At 60.0% G+C, this 17,874-nt stretch carries 10 protein-coding genes and 4 pseudogenes; 8 read left to right on the forward strand and 6 right to left on the reverse strand.

What is annotated here, in order from left to right:
* The first annotated feature begins 237 nt into the window (after positions 1–237).
* Positions 238–500 (forward strand): annotated as a pseudogene (locus JFV26_RS25080) (DUF427 domain-containing protein).
* A 177-nt stretch (positions 501–677) separates the two neighbouring features.
* Here JFV26_RS25080 and lldD read toward each other — a convergent pair.
* From lldD to JFV26_RS25095, 3 genes are all read right to left on the reverse strand, one after another.
* Positions 678–1,820 (reverse strand): FMN-dependent L-lactate dehydrogenase LldD, encoded by a 1,143-nt coding sequence (gene lldD, locus JFV26_RS25085; protein ID WP_201196170.1) that lies wholly within the window; start codon positions 1,818–1,820, stop codon positions 678–680.
* Between the two features lie 262 nt (positions 1,821–2,082).
* Positions 2,083–3,705: an MFS transporter gene (locus tag JFV26_RS25090; protein WP_201196172.1), complete on the reverse strand. Its 1,623-nt coding sequence runs from the start codon at positions 3,703–3,705 to the stop codon at positions 2,083–2,085.
* 286 nt (positions 3,706–3,991) lie between these two features.
* Positions 3,992–5,638, reverse strand: a complete 1,647-nt coding sequence (locus tag JFV26_RS25095) for a GMC family oxidoreductase (RefSeq protein ID WP_201196174.1) — start codon at positions 5,636–5,638, stop codon at positions 3,992–3,994.
* Positions 5,639–5,961: 323 nt separating this feature from the next.
* On the opposite strand from JFV26_RS25095, the gene JFV26_RS25100 reads away from it, so the two are divergent.
* Positions 5,962–6,858, forward strand: a complete 897-nt coding sequence (locus JFV26_RS25100; protein ID WP_201196175.1) for a LysR family transcriptional regulator — start codon at positions 5,962–5,964, stop codon at positions 6,856–6,858.
* A gap of 93 nt (positions 6,859–6,951) precedes the next feature.
* Here JFV26_RS25100 and JFV26_RS25105 read toward each other — a convergent pair.
* The 3 genes and pseudogenes from JFV26_RS25105 to JFV26_RS25115 all read right to left on the reverse strand — a co-directional run bounded on the left by JFV26_RS25105 (position 6,952) and on the right by JFV26_RS25115 (position 9,686).
* Positions 6,952–8,054 (reverse strand): annotated as a pseudogene (locus tag JFV26_RS25105) (DNA alkylation repair protein).
* Positions 8,055–8,079: 25 nt separating this feature from the next.
* Complete coding sequence (locus JFV26_RS25110; RefSeq protein WP_201196176.1) at positions 8,080–8,691, reverse strand: glutathione S-transferase; 612 nt, start codon at positions 8,689–8,691, stop codon at positions 8,080–8,082.
* A gap of 75 nt (positions 8,692–8,766) precedes the next feature.
* Positions 8,767–9,686: pseudogene (locus JFV26_RS25115) on the reverse strand (MurR/RpiR family transcriptional regulator).
* Positions 9,687–9,995: 309 nt separating this feature from the next.
* Here JFV26_RS25115 and JFV26_RS25120 point away from each other — a divergent pair.
* From JFV26_RS25120 to iolD, 6 genes and pseudogenes are all read left to right on the forward strand, one after another.
* Positions 9,996–11,933 (forward strand): bifunctional 5-dehydro-2-deoxygluconokinase/5-dehydro-2-deoxyphosphogluconate aldolase, encoded by a 1,938-nt coding sequence (locus JFV26_RS25120; protein ID WP_201196177.1) that lies wholly within the window; start codon positions 9,996–9,998, stop codon positions 11,931–11,933.
* A 160-nt stretch (positions 11,934–12,093) separates the two neighbouring features.
* Positions 12,094–12,984 carry a myo-inosose-2 dehydratase gene (iolE, locus tag JFV26_RS25125; RefSeq protein ID WP_201196178.1) on the forward strand — a complete coding sequence of 297 codons (891 nt, stop codon included), beginning with the start codon at positions 12,094–12,096 and terminating at the stop codon, positions 12,982–12,984.
* Positions 12,984–13,826, forward strand: a complete 843-nt coding sequence (gene iolB, locus JFV26_RS25130; RefSeq protein ID WP_201196179.1) for a 5-deoxy-glucuronate isomerase — start codon at positions 12,984–12,986, stop codon at positions 13,824–13,826. Before iolE ends, iolB begins: the two co-directional genes overlap by 1 nt.
* 44 nt (positions 13,827–13,870) lie before the next feature.
* A pseudogene (locus JFV26_RS25135) lies at positions 13,871–15,372 on the forward strand (CoA-acylating methylmalonate-semialdehyde dehydrogenase).
* 24 nt (positions 15,373–15,396) lie between these two features.
* On the forward strand, positions 15,397–16,218 hold the full coding sequence (locus JFV26_RS25140; RefSeq protein ID WP_201196180.1) for a TIM barrel protein: 822 nt from the start codon (positions 15,397–15,399) through the stop codon (positions 16,216–16,218).
* Positions 16,219–16,262: 44 nt separating this feature from the next.
* Positions 16,263–17,874 (forward strand): 3D-(3,5/4)-trihydroxycyclohexane-1,2-dione acylhydrolase (decyclizing) (iolD, locus tag JFV26_RS25145; RefSeq protein WP_201196181.1); only part of this gene is annotated, 1,612 nt, incomplete at its 3' end.

The following is a 17,874-nucleotide window of genomic DNA, read 5'->3' on the forward strand; positions in this document are numbered from 1 at the left end:
GTCTCAGGTTTTGCGGCTACTTCGCAGCCCAGCCTGTAGGCGCAAAGCTTGCTCGCGATGAACGAAAACGCGGTGTGCCCGACTTCAAGCCTTGCTCCTACAGGTTCATCAGCGTCATGAGGAACGTATTCCATGAAAAGCTCCGGTCCCAGTCCTGTCATCACCATCGCCGAGCAGCCCGGCTGCCTGTTGGTGAAGTTTCACGGTATACAGGTGGCCGCGTCCGCCCGGTCGCTGGTGCTGTTGGAGGCCAACTATCCGCCGGTATATTACGTCCCGCGCGAAGACATTGACGAAAAGTACTTTGCCCGCACCGACCACACCAGCTATTGCCCTTACAAGGGCGATGCCAGCTATTTCAGCCTGCAAATCCCGGGCATGAAGGCGCCAATGCGGTGTGGAGTTATGAGAACCCCAAGGTGTCGGTCGAGCAGATTCGCGACCACGTGGCGTTCTATCCCGATCAAGTGACGTTCGAGATCCTCGAAAATTACGAGTGACGGTGGTGAGGGGCTCGACCTGACTCCTGGTGGGAGTGGGCTTGCTCGCGAAAGCGGTGTGTCATTCAGCGGTTATGTCGACTGACACAACGCCTTCGCGAGCAAGCCCGCTCCCACAGGTCAAGCATTAGGCAAGCCCCTTCGCCGAAGGGCTTGATCCCAGGCTGAGTGATCCGCTTATCGCAGCGCGCCGACCAATGTTGATTCATTGATTTGACTGATCGAAGTCACCCCGGTCAACGTCATGGCTACGCGCATTTCCCTGGCGAAAATATCCAGCATGTTTTCCACCCCGCGTTGACCATCGGCCGCCAGTGCGTAAGCCATGGAACGCCCCAGTAATACGCCTTTTGCGCCCAGCGCCAGCATCCGCACGACATCCAGCCCCGAGCGGATGCCCGAGTCGACCAGCACGGTCAGGTCGTTGCCCACCGCTTGCATGATCGGCGGCAACGCCTTGGTGGTCGAGAGCACGCCGTCCAGTTGCCGCCCGCCGTGGTTCGACACCACGATGCCGTCGGCGCCAAAACTGACCGCGTCCCTGGCATCTTGCGGGTCGAGAATGCCCTTGATGATCATCGGGCCTTCCCAGTACTCACGTATCCACTCCAGATCGCTCCAACTGATCGAAGAGTCGAAGTTATTGGCCAGCCAGCCCATGTAGTCTTCGAGCGTTACGGCTTTGCCGAGGTACTTCGAGATATTGCCGAGGTCGTGCGGGCGCCCCATGACCCCGACGTTGAATGCCCAGTCGGGCCGGGTCATCGCCTGCAAAATCCGCCTGGAAGAGGCGAAAGGGCCGGACATGCCGGAGTGTGCGTCCCGGTAGCGGGCGCCAGGCGTGGGCATATCGACAGTAAACACCAGGTTCTTCACACCGGCGGCCTTCGCCCGTTCCAGTGCGTTCTTCATGAAGCCACGGTCTTTCAACACGTACAGCTGAAACCAGATCGATTGTTGGCTGTGTGCCGTCACTTCTTCGATCGAACACACCGACACCGTCGACAGGCACAGCGCAATTCCCTTGTTCTGCGCCGCTTTGACCGCTTGCACTTCACCCCGGCGGGCAAACATCCCAGTCAGGCCTACCGGTGCCAGGATGATCGGCATCGAAAGGGGTTGATTGAATAGGGTGGTTTCAAGGCTCAGGGTTTCGACGTTTTTCAGAATCCGTTGACGAAGCTTGATATCCGCAAGGTCGGCGCTATTGGCTCGCAGCGTATGCTCGGCATAAGCGCCACCATCGATGTAATCAAACAGGAATCGGGGAAGTTTGCGACGTGCCGCCTCGCGATAGTCAGATGCAGATGAAATGATCATGGTGCCTCGGTCTGTGGAGTGGCGGGGCTGTAGTGTTCGTCGGTCTTAAGGGAAACGCATTGCAGGACGAACACTTTACCTGTGGCAAGGGTGATAACTCAGGAAATACGCGATCTGTAGCAGCTGCCGAGCCCGCGAGGCTGCGTCCGGCTGCGAAGCAGTCGTAAAACCTCAGCACACGGTCTTCCTGAAACACCACGTCGCCTGATTTCACGACTGCTTCGCAGCCGGACGCAGCCTCGCGGGCTCGGCAGCTGCTACATCAGTTGGTATCCAGATCCACGTTCTTCGTCTCGCGCAAACAAATCAGCCCGACAATCAGGCTCACCCCGGTAATCACCACCGGGTACCAGAGCCCATAGAAGATGTCTCCGGTGTACACCACCAACGCAAACGACACCGTCGGCAGGAACCCGCCGAACCAGCCATTACCGATGTGGTAGGGCAGGGACATCGAGGTGTAGCGGATGCGCGTCGGGAACAGTTCGACCATCAGCGCCGCCAGCGGGCCGTAGCACATGGCGGAGATGATGATCAGCGCGACAATCAGCGCCACGATCATCGGTTTGTTGATCTGCTGGGTGTCGGCTTGCGACGGATAACCCGCCAGCGTCACCGCCCCACGCAGGGCCGCTTCGTCGTAGCCATCGATTTTCACGTCACCGACGCTGACCTGCACGCCGCTGCCTGCCGGGGCCGCCGCACTGGTGTAGGGCAGGCCCTGCTTGACCAGAAAGGTTTTGACCTTGTCGCAGGGGCTATCAAATTTCGCCTTGCCCACCGGGTCGAACTGGAAGGTGCAAGTGGCCGGGTCGGCCAGTACGGTGATCGGTGCCTGACGGCTGGCCTGGTCGATGGCCGGGTTGGCGTAGTGGGCCAGGGTCTTGAAGATCGGGAAGTACAGCGCGGTGGCCAGTAACAGGCCAATCATCAGCACCGGCTTGCGGCCGACCTTGTCCGAGAGCCAGCCGAAAAAGATAAAGAACGGCGCACCGATAATCACGCTGACAATCAGCAAACTGTTGGCCAGCGCCGGGTCCATCTTCAGGAACTGGGTGAGGAAGAAGAGCACGTAGAACTGCGCAGCGTAAAAGGTCACGGCTTGCCCGGCGTTGATGCTGAACAACGCGATCAGTACGACTTTGAGGTTCTCCCATTTACCGAAGGAGTCGCGCAGTGGTTGCTTGCAGAGCTTGCCTTCTTCTTTCATTTTCACGAAGGCCGGTGACTCGTGCAGGCTCAGGCGTATCCAGGTCGAGATACCCAGCAGCACGATGGAAAACAGGAACGGAATCCGCCAGCCCCAGACTTCAAACTGGTCGCCGGTGAAGTAACGGCACCCGAGTACCACCAGCAGCGACAGCAACAGGCCGAGGGTGGCCGTGGACTGAATCCAGCTGGTGTGGAAACCGCGTTTGCCTATCGGCGCATGTTCTGCGACGTAAGTCGCCGCACCGCCGTACTCGCCGCCGAGGGCCAGGCCCTGGAGCATGCGCAGCAGCACCAGAATGATTGGCGCGGCGATGCCGATGCTGGCGTAGGTCGGCAGCAACCCGACACAGAATGTCGCCAGGCCCATGAGGATGATGGTTGCGAGGAAGGTGTATTTGCGCCCGATCATGTCCCCCAATCGACCGAACACCAGCGCGCCGAACGGCCGCACGATGAAGCCGGCGGCAAACGCCATCAGCGCGAAGATGAACGCCGTGGTGTCGTTGACCCCGGCAAAGAACTGCTTGCTGATCACCGCCGCGAGGGCGCCGTAGAGGAAAAAGTCATACCACTCGAACACCGTCCCCAGGGACGAGGCGAAGATGACTTTCTGGGTGCCGCTGCTGGTGCCCGCGCTGCGCGTGGCTTCCAGAGGCTGAACGTGTTCTGACATATCGGTATCCCTCACAGTGATTGTTTTTGTTGTTCCACTGTCGGCGCCGGCCTTGTGGGCTGGCGCCGCTACTGTCAATTCGACGCTACCTGCATCGATTTTTTGGTTATCCCCCAACGCCTAGGGGGTCGTGTACAACCGCGATATTTGTGCCGCACACGTTCTCTGTAGGAACTGCCGAAGGCTGCGATCTTTTGATCTTGATTCTTCGGCGCCTGAACCGACGCAAGGATCAAAGGATCGCAGCCTTCGGCAGCTCCTACGTTGATCGTGTACAGCTGTGATTTCAGGTGTGGGTGGCCAGTTCCTTTTGCTCGGTGACGTTCCTTGTGCTTGGGTTAAGAATCAACTGCGCAGCCTTCTCGGCAATCATTAGCGTAGGCGAACAGGTATTGCCCGAGGTGATGCGCGGCATGATCGAGGCATCGGCGACGCGCAGGCCGGGGATGCCGTGGACCTTGAGTTGCGCGTCGACCACGGCGTGTGTGTCATTGCCCATGCGGCAAGTGCCCACAGGATGAAAAATCGTTGTACCAATCCGCGCAGCCGCTTCATGCAGTTCTGCCTCACTCTGCAAACTGTCGCCGGGCAAGTACTCCACCGGTTTGAACGCTTGCAGGGCTGGCGCGGCGACGATGCGGCGGGTCAGGCGAATCGCATCTGCCGCGACTCGCAAATCCTCGGGATGGCTCAGGTAGTTGGGTTGAATCAGCGGCGCTTCCTGCGGATTGGCGCTGCGAATTTCAATGCGGCCACGGCTTTGCGGCCGCAAATCACACACCGACGCCGTGAACGCAGGAAACGCATGCAACGGCTCGCCAAAACGCTCCAGCGACAGCGGCTGCACGTGGTATTCAAGATTGGCTGAAGTCTGCTCCGGCCCCGAACGGGCAAACGCCCCCAACTGACTCGGCGCCATGGACAACGGCCCGCTGCGGTCATACAGATAACGCAGGCCCATGCCCATCTTGCCCCACACGCTGCCGGCGATCTGGTTCAGAGTGCGGGCGTTTTCCAGTTTGTAAATCAGCCGCAGTTGCAGGTGATCCTGCAGGTTGTCGCCGACCCCGGGCAGTTCGTGCGCCACGCCGATCCCCAGACGTTGCAGCAGCGGACGCGGACCGATCCCGGAGCGTTGCAGGATGCTTGGCGAACCCACGGAGCCGGCGCACAGGACGATTTCCTTGCGCGCCTTGAAGGTTTTCGCCTGACCTTGCCAGCGTGCACTCACGGCCCAAGCGCGGCCGTTTTCCAGCAGCACGCGGTCCACTTCAACCTCCGTCAGCACGGTGAGATTGGCACGGTTACGGATCGGCTTGAGAAACGCCTTCGCCGCGTTCCAGCGAATCCCGGCCTTCTGGTTGACCTGAAAGTAACCGCAACCTTCGTTCTCGCCCTGATTGAAGTCATCGATACTGGCGATGCCGCTTTGCTCGGCGGCGCTGCGAAAGGCATCGAGAATCGGCCACGACAGCCGCTGACGTTCGACCCGCCATTCCCCGGCAGCGCCGTGAAATTCCGAGTCGCCGGCAAAGTGGTTTTCGCTTTGTTTGAACAGCGCGAATACATCTTTCCAGGACCAGCCCGGGTTGCCCTCGGCCGCCCAGCCGTCATAGTCGCCGGCCTGGCCGCGCATGTAGATCATGCCGTTGATCGAGGAGCAGCCACCGAGCACTTTGCCCCGTGGGTAGCTAAGCGCACGGCCTTGCAGGCCGGGTTGCGCTTCAGTCTTGAAGCACCAATCGGTACGCGGGTTGCCGATGCAGAACAGGTAACCCACCGGGATGTGAATCCACGGGTAGTTATCGCGTCCGCCGGCTTCGAGCAGCAGTACCCGATATTGCGGGTTGGCGGACAAGCGATTGGCCAGCAAACACCCGGCCGGCCCGGCGCCGACCACGATGTAATCGAATTCATCCAGGGAGGTCTGCATTCCTTACCTCGTATTGTTGTTCTTGTTGTGGCTCATCCTGGTTTAGGGGCATTCCAAATAAGCTTCGAGCAACGCAGCCCTGCGCAACAGCAGGCCCGGCCCTTCGGGTTGTGCCTTAAAGCGGGCCATGCTGCGTTGCAGGCCTTGGAAAGGGAACAACCATTCCCAGCGGCCTACGCCTTGCCTGGCCCGCTTCAAGGCGCACGCGGCGTGAAAACTAATAGAGAATGCCCCCTAGCTTTCGTATAAAGAATGTTAGTTTTTGCGCAGCCGCTGTGCGTTTTTAGACAGTGCTTCTACCAGCGTAGCCTCAAGGAAGATTCATGTTCGATTGGAATGACCTGCGGTTTTTTCTTGAATTGCAGCGCAGCGGCCGCTTGCTTACCGCCGCCCGCCGCTTGAACACCACCCACGCGACCGTGGCCCGACACATCGAGGCCATCGAAAAGAGCCTCGGCACCGCGCTGTTCGTCCAGCACGCCCAGGGCTATCAGCTGACCCCGGCCGGCGAAGCGTTGCTCAAACACGCCGAAGCCATGGAAAACGTCGCGCTGCTGGCCCAGGAAGAAATCACCCAATCCACTGCGCCACTGGGCAAGATCCGCGTCGGCGTGACCGAAGGCTTGGGCATCATGTTTCTCGCCAGTCGCATGAACGGCCTGTTCGAACGCTACCCGGGGCTGGAGGTGGAATTGGTCGCCGTGCCGCGCTTCGTCAGCATCCTCAACCGCGAAGCCGAGATCAGCATTCACCTGGAACGCCCGGCCGCCGACATGCTGGTCACTCGCAAACTCACCGACTATCGCCTGGCGCTCTACGCCAGCCAGGCCTACCTCGACAAGGCACCACTGCTGCGCAGCCGCGAAGACCTCGGCCGGCACGCCTGGATCGGCTACGTCGACGACTTGCTGTTCAGCCAGGAACTGATGTTCCTCAACAGCTTCTGCCGCAACCCCCAGGTGGTATTCCACAGTACCAGCGTCATCGCCCAGCACCAGGCGGCGCGCTCGGGGCTGGGCATTGCGGTGTTGCCCTGCTACATGGCCAGCGCCGATTCGCAACTTGTGCCGTTGCTGCCGGATGAGAGCATCCAGCGCAGCTACTGGATCAGTACGCGGCGGGAGTTGCACAAGTCGGTGCGGCTGCGGGTGTTGTGGGATTACGTGGTGGAGTTGTGTGAGCGCGAGCAGGGCCTGCTGCTAGGCCCCAATCCCCTGTAATTGCAAATCCCTGTGGGAGCGAGCCTGCTCGCGATGGCGTCAGGTCTGGCGCATTGCGTCATCGTTTATCGCGAGCAAGCCTTGCGCCTGCGGTTAAGGGCGTATTTCAAACGAAGTGCCAGCCAGGCGTTCGCCATTCACCATGATGTGCACGACATGCTTGCCGGCGTAGTGCCGGCGCGTGGTCAGCTCCTTGATCTGCTGCCCACGGCTGACGAATTCGCTCGCGTGGCCGGACAGGGTGAGGGCTTTGAGCTTGAACACCTTCGCCGAGGTGCTGCCATTGGCCTTGACGTAATCAATCGCATAGTCGATCACCAGCCGCTGACTCTCCGGCACGGTGGACTTCACGGTGAACGACAAGGTGATTTTTCCCCCAGCCGAATCACCGCCGGCTCAACCTTCACGCCAATCATCTCGACTTCGGGTTTGCCGCCAGCCCCAATAATCCCCAACGCCCGCTGATTACCCTGTTTGATCAAACTGCGCAGCGCATGCTTGGCAATCCACGCCGTGTGCCGGTTCTCCAGCGACCAGCCCTCGATCAAATCCAGCACCCAGTCAGGATGATCCTTGGTGATGTCATTGAGGTGATTGGCCACGGATTTGCGCACGTACAGGCTTTCATCAGCCTTGAGGTTGTCGAGGATCGCCGCCGCCAGGCTCGGATCAGCCTGAATCTGTTCCAGGCGAAACGACCACGGTAAACGCGGTCGGCTGCCTTCGCTGGCCAGCCTGCGCACGTGTTCATTTTCATCCAGCGACCACACCTGCATCAGCGCCAATGAGCGTTCAAGATCGCTGCGCAGAAAATGCCGGATCGCAAACTCCGATGAGCCAAACGCCGTGAAGTACTTGAGTGCCTCCATCGACTGCTCAAAGTCATGAGCGCCATACATCGCCACGTAATGCGGCAACGAGATGCTGACAAAACCACTGTTCAGCCGAGGGGCGAGGGCGCGCAGCACGTCGAGGGATTCGTCATAACCCAACGGTAGTACCGCGTGCAGGCATTCGCTGACCCGCGCCATGCGCTGCATGATCGACAACTCGGCAAGGCCTTCATTGGCCTTTTTCACAAAGGCCTTGGCATTGAATGCCGGGTAAACCGCGGTCATTTCGGTGGCGATGTGCTTGAGGCGCTCGGCGTTGAAGATTTCCTTCAACGCCGGGGCAGAAGTTTCAGCGGCGGTCATGGGCGTGTCCGTGAAGAGGGGCGGCTCAGGTTATCGGGGTACTGACGAACGCCTCAAGCTTTTCTGCCTGCGCGGTGAATTGGGCGATGTGCGGGAACCGAGAGTCATCGACCTGATCCGGTACCACCAGAGTGGTGAAGCTCCAGGCCACCGCCACTGTGATCCCGTCCTGCCCAATCGAGGTGCCGTAATTCAACGGTTGTTTTGCCAATTCCCGCTCCAGCGCCGAATACGCCGCCACCAGTTGCCCTTCAACCCGCTCAACCCACGGCTGGTACTGAATGTCTTCCGGACGCAGGTTACGTTCGTAGTAAAGCTGCACCGACTTCTCGCACGCCGCCAATGCCAGGCCGATCACCCGCAACGAGCGCGCCCGCTGTTTCAGGTCGCTCGGCACCAGGCTTTTAGCCGGCCCGGCGAGTGCTTCCAGGTACTCGATGATCAGCGTTGAATCCATTAACACTTCACCGTCATCCAGCACCAGCGTCGGCGCCTTGACCACCGGGTTGATCTGCTGGAATTGCTCGAAGTGCCGGAACACCGACACCGGGTCGTGCTCCAGTGAGATGCCCAAGTGTTGGGCAGAAATGGCCACGCGCCGCACATAAGGCGAATCCAGCATGCCGATCAGCTTCATAAACCTTTCCTTCAGATGTCCATTTCGGGATGGACTACCTTAGCCGAGGTTCAGAACACTGCAAATGACCTCGCGCTAATCTTCGAAACCAACCTGCTCGTGAATCTCATCAACCTTCAATTCCAACCGATACGCCACGGCAATAAACAACGCCTGGCACAAACACAACGTCGCACTCAATGACCTGAACGCAAATGAACTGCCTTCATTGACCAACAACACCGTGCTGGCGCGCTTGGCCAGCGGCGAGAGGTTGCTGTCGGTGATGATCAGGGTTTTCGCCTGATGGTGCTGGGCGATGCGCAGGCAGTGCTGGGTTTCCTTGCCGTAGGGGGTGAAGCTGATAGCAATCACCAGGTCATTGGCGCGAACGCTGCGCATCTGCTCGCGGTAGCTGCCGCCCAGGCCTGACACCAGGTGAATGCGCTTGTTGGTGTGTTGCAGGTTGTAGACCAGATAGTCGGCCACCGCGAACGAGCGGCGTACGCCGACGACGTAGATGTTGTCGGCGTTTACGACCAGATCCACAGCCTTGTCGAAGGCTGCGTCGTCGAGTTCCATCCCCAGTCGTTCGATGCCCGACAGTGTCGCGTTGACGCATTCGCGCGCCAGGTCGCCGCCGCTGGCCTTCTGCGACTTGTTGGCAATCATGCTGCGAATACGCTGCTGGTAATTTTGCACCGGCGTGGTTTTGTGCGTGTAGGCCTCGCGGAACAACGCCTGCATTTCGCTGAAACCGCTGAAACCAAAGCGCTGGGAGAACCGTACGATGGCCGACGGGTGCACTTCGCACTCACGGGCGATGTCGCTGATGCGATCGACCATGATCCGGTCGCTTTGCTGGTTCATGTAGCTGGCGATGCGTTTGAGCTGGCGCGGCAGGCTTTCGTATTCGTTGGTGATCAGCTGCAGCAAACGCTCGGCATTGATCGGGGGCTGGGGAGATCGCTCTCGGGCGTACTCTCGGTCGTAGCCGGCTGATCGGTGCGGGACATAAGAAATCCTTCTGGCTTGTTCTTATAGGAATGACGAATCGGTCATCCCCTGACAATAGGTTGGCTGTGCGCAGTCTACAGGGTAGGCCGGAATAAAATCTTGAGCATGCGGTCGGCGCAAGAGCTGCTGAAACGATGCACTGTGTCTGGAACGCTCGTTCAGAGTTTATTGGAAAATATATTCCACGTAAAAAATATATAGAATAAATATTGATTGTTCGGCCCGAGACGTTTTAGTCTGCATCCACCAAGAGTGTTCGGCGCGGCCATCGTCCCGAACGCAGGCTGATAAAAATAACAGGAGCCAGCATGGGCCAGACTCGTTTTGCCAGTGGGCGTCAATTGGATCTGATTTGCCTGGGGCGCCTTGGCGTCGACCTTTATGCGCAGCAAGTCGGGGCGCGGTTGGAGGACGTCTCAAGCTTCGCCAAATACCTCGGTGGATCGTCCGCCAACATCGCCTTCGGCACCGCGCGCCTGGGCCTCAAGTCGGCGATGCTGAGCCGGGTAGGGGACGACCACATGGGCCGCTTCCTGCTTGAATCCCTGGCCCGCGAAGGTTGCGACGTCAGCGGCATCAAGGTTGATCCGGAACGCCTGACCGCCATGGTCCTGCTCGGTCTCAAGGACCGCGAAACCTTCCCGTTGGTGTTCTACCGCGAAAACTGCGCCGACATGGCGCTGCGGGCCGAAGACATCAGCGAAGCCTTTATTGCCTCCAGCAAAGCCTTGCTGATCACCGGCACGCATTTCTCCACCGACGGTGTCTATAAAGCGAGCATCCAGGCGCTGGACTACGCCGAAAAGCACAACGTCAAACGTATTCTGGACATCGACTACCGTCCGGTGCTCTGGGGCCTGGCCGGTAAGGCCGATGGCGAAACCCGGTTTGTCGCCGACCAGAATGTCAGCCAGCACGTGCAGAAAATCCTCCCGCGATTCGACTTGATCGTCGGCACCGAAGAAGAGTTTCTGATTGCCGGCGGTTCTGAGGATTTGCTCACCGCGCTGTGCAATGTGCGGCGCCTGAGCGCGGCAACCCTGGTGGTCAAGCTCGGCCCGCAAGGTTGCACGGTGATTCACGGGGTGATCCCGGTGCGTCTCGAAGACGGCGCGATCTACCCCGGCGTACGGGTGGAAGTGCTCAACGTGTTGGGTGCCGGCGATGCCTTTATGTCGGGCTTCCTCGCCGGTTGGCTCGAAGACGCCAGCGACGAGCGCTGCTGCCAGTTGGCTAATGCTTGCGGTGGTCTGGTGGTGTCGCGCCATGCCTGCGCCCCGGCGATGCCGACCCGCGCCGAACTCGATTACCTGTTCAACAGCCCGGAGCCAATCACCCGGCCGGATCAGGATGAGACACTGCAACGCCTGCATCAGGTCAGTGTGCCGCGCAAACAGTGGAAGCAACTGTTCATCTTCGCCTTCGACCACCGCGGGCAACTGGTGGAACTGGCGCAGAAGGGCGGTCGCGAGTTGAGTGCGATCAGTGAGCTCAAACAACTCTTTATTAAAGCCGTGGAACGGGTCGAAGCCGATTTACGCACCCTAGGCATCGCCGCCGATGTCGGGCTCCTGGCCGATCAGCGCTTCGGCCAGGACTCGCTGAACGCCGCCACCGGTCGTGGCTGGTGGGTGGCGCGGCCGGTTGAAGTCCAGGGTTCGCGGCCGCTGGCGTTCGAACACGGACGCTCCATTGGCAGCAACCTGATTGCCTGGCCGCAAGAACAGATCATCAAGTGCCTGGTGCAATTTCACCCGGACGACGAGCCGCTGCTGCGACTGGAGCAGGAAGCACAGATCAAGGGTTTGTATCAGGCTTCCCAGGTCAGCGGTCATGAGTTGCTGCTGGAAATCATCCCGCCCAAGGATCACCCCTCGACGCATCCGGACGTGCTGTATCGCGCGCTGAAACGCCTCTACAACCTGGGCATCTACCCGGCGTGGTGGAAGATCGAAGCGCAAAGTGCCGAAGAATGGAAACAGCTCGACGAATTGATCCAGGAGCGTGACCCGTACTGCCGTGGTGTCGTGTTGCTGGGCCTGAATGCCCCGGCGGCGGCCTTGGCTGAAGGCTTTCAACAGGCCAGCCAGAGCCAGGCCTGTCGCGGGTTTGCCGTGGGGCGGACGATTTTCCAGGAACCGAGCCGGGCGTGGATGGCTGGTGAAATCGACGATGAAACGCTGATCCGCCAGGTGCAGGGCACGTTTGTCGAACTGATCGATGCCTGGCGCACCGCCCGGGCCTGAAGAAACACCGCAAAACCAATGTGGGAGCGGGCTTGCTCGCGAAGAGGCCGGCACATTCAACATCAATGTTGCCTGACCCACCGCCTTCGCGAGCAAGCCCGCTCCCACAGGGGATTAGCGTCGGTCTTACTGATTTGTAAAAACAATAATAGGTGCAGCCATGCCCGCTATTCGAATTGGCATCAACCCGATCTCCTGGAGCAACGACGACCTGCCGTCCCTCGGTGGCGAGACGCCGCTGAGCACCGCGTTGAGCGAAGGCAAGGAGATCGGCTACGAAGGTTTCGAACTCAACGGTAAATTCCCCAAGGATGCCAAAGGCGTCGGTGACGTGCTGCGGCCTTACGATCTGGCGCTGGTCTCCGGCTGGTATTCCAGCCGTCTGGCCCGCCGCTCCGTGGCCGAGGAAATCGACGCCATCGGCAGCCATGTCGAGCTGCTGGCCAAGAACGGCGCCAAGGTGCTGGTCTACGGCGAAGTTGCTGACTCGATTCAAGGCCAGCGCATTCCTTTGGTTGAACGCCCGCGTTTTCACACCGAACAAGCCTGGCAGCAATACGCTGACAAACTCACTGAACTGGCGCGTTTCACCCTGTCCCAGGGCGTGCGCCTGGCGTACCACCATCACATGGGCGCCTACGTTGAATCCCCGGCGGACATCGACAAGTTGATGGCGCTGACCGGCAGCGAAGTCGGCCTGCTGTTCGATTCGGGCCACTGCCATATGGGCGGCGGCGAGCCGTTGCAGGTGCTGCGCAAACACATCGAACGAATTTGCCACGTGCACTTCAAGGACGTGCGCAAACCGGTGGTGCAACTGGCGCGCAACAACCTGTGGAGCTTTCCGGACTGCATCATTAACGGCACGTTCACCGTGCCCGGTGATGGCGACATCGACTTCGGCGCCTTGCTCGACGTGTTGCTGGCTGCCGATTACCACGGTTGGCTGGTGGTCGAGGCCGAGCAGGACCCGGCGGTAGCCCCAAGCTACATCTACGCCAAGAAAGGTTACGACACCTTGCGCGCACTGCTCGACGAGAGGATTAAGTGATGAGCCTGCTGGTCAAAAGCAATGCCCGTGGCCGGACCATGGTCGAGTTGGGCAAAGGTGAACTGGAATACGTCGGCTTCGCTGCTTACCGCTTGAGCCTTGGCGAAACCATGCCGGTGTCTGCGGGCGATAAAGAACTGTGCCTGGTGCTGCTCAGCGGTCGTGTCAGCATCAAGGGCGAAGCACCGGGGCAGGGCGCGTTCGACTGGGACAACCTCGGTGATCGGCAATCGGTGTTCGAAGACAAATCCCCGTTCGCCGCGTATTTGCCGCCGGGCAGTCAGGCCCAAGTAGTTGCACTCAGCGATGTGCAAATCGCCGTTTGCTCTGCGCCTGGCTCTACTACTGAAGCCAACAGCGAAAAGATCGCAGCCTTCGGCAGCTCCTACGGTCCGCGTTTGATCAAGCCCGAGAGCATGAAGCGCAGCGTGCGCGGCAAGGGCGCCAACACCCGCTACGTTTGCGACATCCTGCCAGACACCGAGCCTGCGCATTCGCTGCTGGTGGTGGAAGTGCGTACGCCGTCGGGTCATTCCTCGAGCTATCCGCCGCACAAGCACGATACCGACGACCTGCCGCACCAGAGCTTTCTCGAAGAAACCTATTACCACCAGATCAACCCGCCCCAGGGCTTCGTGTTCCAGAGGGTCTACACCGACGACCGCAGCATCGATCAGGCCATGGCCGTGGAAAACAGCGACCTGGTCGTGGTGCCCAAGGGTTACCACCCGGTCAGCGTGCCGTACGGCTACGAGTCGTACTACCTGAACGTGATGGCCGGGCCGAAACGCGTCTGGCAGTTCCACAACGATCCGCAGCACAGTTGGCTATTGGATCTTTGAATTAGAACGCCTGAATTCCAACATTTGTACGGAGAACAAGAACAATGAGCAACGCCCCGGTTTTAGGCCATTACATCGACGGTCAGGTGCAAGACAGCGGCAGTGAGCGGTTCAGCAATGTGTTCAACCCGGCCACCGGTGCGGTGCAGGCGCGGGTCGGACTGGCCACCGAGAAGACTGTGGACGAAGCCGTTGCCTCGGCGTTGAAAGCATTCCCGGCCTGGTCCGAGCAATCGTCCCTGCGTCGCTCCCGGTGATGTTCAAGTTCAAGGAACTGCTCGACCGTCATCACAACGAGCTGGCGCAAATCATCAGCCGCGAACACGGTAAAGTGCTGTCCGACGCCAAGGGCGAAGTCACTCGCGGCATCGAAATCGTCGAATACGCCTGCGGTGCACCGAACCTGCTGAAAACCGATTTCAGCGACAACATCGGCGGCGGCATCGACAACTGGAACCTGCGTCAGCCGCTGGGCGTTTGCGCCGGGGTCACGCCGTTCAACTTCCCGGTGATGGTGCCGCTGTGGATGATCCCGCTGGCGCTGGTCACTGGTAACTGCTTCATCCTCAAGCCGTCCGAGCGTGATCCGTCCGCCAGTTTGCTGATGGCTCGCCTGCTCACTGAGGCCGGGCTGCCGGATGGTGTGTTCAACGTGGTCCAGGGCGACAAGGTCGCCGTCGATGCGTTGCTGCAACATCCGGACATCGAGGCGATTTCCTTTGTCGGTTCGACACCGATTGCCGAGTACATCCACCAGCAAGCCACTGCTCGCGGCAAGCGCGTGCAAGCGTTGGGCGGGGCGAAGAATCACATGATCGTGATGCCCGACGCCGATCTTGACCAAGCGGCCGACGCCTTGATCGGCGCCGCTTACGGCTCGGCCGGCGAACGCTGCATGGCGATCTCGATTGCCGTGGCAGTGGGTGATGTCGGTGACCAGTTGATTGCCAAACTGCTGCCGCGCATCGATCAACTGAAGGTCGGCAACGGCATGCAGGGCGACAGCGACATGGGGCCGCTGGTCACCGCCGAGCACAAGGCCAAAGTCGAAGGCTTTATCGGCGAAGGCGTGGCCCAGGGCGCGCAGTTGATCGTCGATGGCCGTCACTTCAAGGTGCCGGGCGCCGAGAACGGTTTTTTCGTTGGCGCGACGCTGTTCGATAACGTCACCACCGAGATGAGCATCTACCAGCAAGAAATTTTCGGCCCGGTGCTGGGCATCGTCCGCGTCGCGGATTTTGCCAGCGCCGTCGCATTGATCAATGCCCATGAGTTTGGCAACGGCGTGTCTTGCTTTACCAGCGACGGCGGCATTGCCCGCGCATTTGCCCGCACCATCAAGGTCGGCATGGTCGGCATCAATGTGCCGATTCCGGTGCCGATGGCCTGGCACTCGTTCGGTGGCTGGAAGCGCTCGCTGTTCGGCGACCACCACGCGTATGGCGAAGAAGGCATTCGTTTCTACAGCCGCTACAAAAGCGTGATGCAGCGCTGGCCCGACAGCATCGCCAAAGGCCCTGAATTCAGTATGCCAACCGCCAAATAACTCACCCTGCGGAGAACTACAATAATGAGCAAGCCCCTGCGTTTCGCCCTGAACCGTATGGTCGCCCCCCGTTTGTCCCTGCCCGCGTTCATCGAGTTGGCGGTGACCCTCAAGGCCGACGCCATCGAGATCCGCAACGACCTCAAAGGCATTGAGATCGAAGACGGCACCGTGCCTGAGCAGGTCCGTGAGTTGTGCGCGGCCAAAGGCATCACCGTGCTGTCGATCAACGCGCTGTACCCGTTTGATGTGTGGAATGACGAGCGTCGTGCGCAGGCCTTGAAGCTTGCCGCGTATGCCCGGGATTGTGGCGCGCAGGGGCTGGTCATGTGCCCGTTGAATGATCGCGCCGATCCGCGCAATGAAGCGGAACGTGCTTCGGGTTTGCGCACGGCGTTGACTGAACTGGCGCCGATCCTGCGCGATCGCGGCATTCTCGGTTTCATCGAGCCGCTGGGGTTTGAAGAGTGTTCGCTGCGGCGCAAGCGCACGGCGGTGGATGCGATCAAGGCGATTGGCGGGCTGGATGTGTTCCGACTGGTTCACGACACCTTCCACCATCACCTGGCCAGTGAGCAGGAGTTTTTCCCTGAACTCACCGGGCTGGTGCATATCTCTGGCGTCGAGGATGCCGAAGCGCCGCTTAACAGCATCCGCGACGGCCATCGGGTGCTGGTGGGCGAGGGCGACATCCTCGGCAACGCGGCGCAGATTGAGAAGTTGCTCGCCAGCGGTTACAGCGGCTACCTGTCGTTCGAACCGTTTGCCGACAGCGTGCATGGCCTGGCGGATATCGAACAGGCGATCGGCGCGAGCATGAACCACCTGCAAAAAACTTTGGCCTGACACATCCCCCTGTAGGAGCTGGTGTGTATTTGAAAGGATCGGTTATGACCACAACAAGACTGACCATGGCCCAGGCCCTGGTGAAATTCCTCGATAACCAGTACATCGAGGTCGATGGGGTTCAGAGCAAATTCGTCGCCGGGATCTTTACCATTTTCGGCCACGGCAACGTGCTGGGCCTGGGCCAGGCCCTGGAGCAGGACAGCGGCGACCTGATCGTCCATCAGGGCCGCAACGAGCAAGGCATGGCCCACGCCGCCATTGGTTTCGCCAAGCAGCATCTGCGGCGCAAGATCTACGCCTGCTCGTCATCGGTCGGCCCCGGTGCGGCGAACATGCTGACCGCTGCCGCCACGGCCACCGCCAACCGCATTCCGTTGTTGTTGCTACCCGGCGATGTCTACGCCTGTCGCCAACCGGACCCGGTTTTGCAACAGATCGAACAGTTCCACGACCTGAGCATCAGCACCAACGATGCCTTCAAAGCCGTGAGCAAATACTGGGATCGCATCAACCGGCCCGAGCAACTGATGACCGCGGCGATCCACGCCATGCGCGTGCTCACCGACCCCGCCGAAACCGGCGCCGTGACCCTGGCCTTGCCGCAAGACGTGCAAGCCGAGGCCTACGATTACCCGGATTATTTCCTGCAAAAACGCGTGCACCGCATCGAACGGCGTCTGGCCACCGCAGCCATGCTGGGTGATGCGCTGGCGCTGTTCAACGGTAAGCGCAAACCGCTGATTATTTGTGGTGGCGGGGTTCGATATTCCGGGGCCAATACCGCGTTGCAGGCGTTTGCCGAGCGCTTCGACATTCCGTTCGCCGAAACCCAGGCCGGCAAGAGCGCAGTGGTGTCGAGCCATCCGCTGAACGTCGGCGGCATCGGCGAAACCGGTTGCCTGGCGGCGAATTTATTGGCCAAAGACGCTGACCTGATCATCGGCATCGGCACCCGTTACAGTGACTTCACCACTGCGTCGAAGTCGTTGTTCCAGCATCCGGATGTGCAATTTCTCAACCTCAATATCAGCCCGTGCGATGCCCTGAAACTCGATGGCGTGCAACTGCTGGCCGACGCCAAAACCGGGTTGCAGGCACTGGCCGAAGCACTGGGTGATTACCGCTCCGCTTGGGGCGACCAACCCCGTCAGGCCAAGGCGCAACTGGATGAGGAAGTCGACCGGATCTATCAAGTCGAATACCAGGTCAAGGATTTCATCCCGCAAATCAACGACCACATGGACCCGGCGGTCCTGCGCGAATTCATCGAACTGACCGGTTCCTGCCTGACCCAAAGCCGCGTGCTCGGCGTGCTCAATGAAACCCTGGCCGACGACGCGGTGATCGTCGCCGCCGCCGGCAGCCTGCCCGGCGACTTGCAGCGCAGCTGGCGCAGCAAGGGCGTGAACACCTACCACGTCGAGTACGGCTATTCCTGCATGGGTTACGAGGTCAACGCCGCACTGGGGGTGAAACTCGCCGAGCCTGCGCGCGAGGTCTATGCGCTGGTGGGTGACGGCTCCTACATGATGCTGCACTCGGAGCTGGCGACCTCGATTCAGGAGCGGCGCAAGATCAACGTGGTGCTGCTGGATAACATGACCTTCGGCTGCATCAACAACCTGCAAATGGAACACGGCATGGACAGCTTTG

Source organism: Pseudomonas sp. TH31, from assembly GCF_016650815.1.
Lineage (GTDB): Bacteria > Pseudomonadota > Gammaproteobacteria > Pseudomonadales > Pseudomonadaceae > Aquipseudomonas.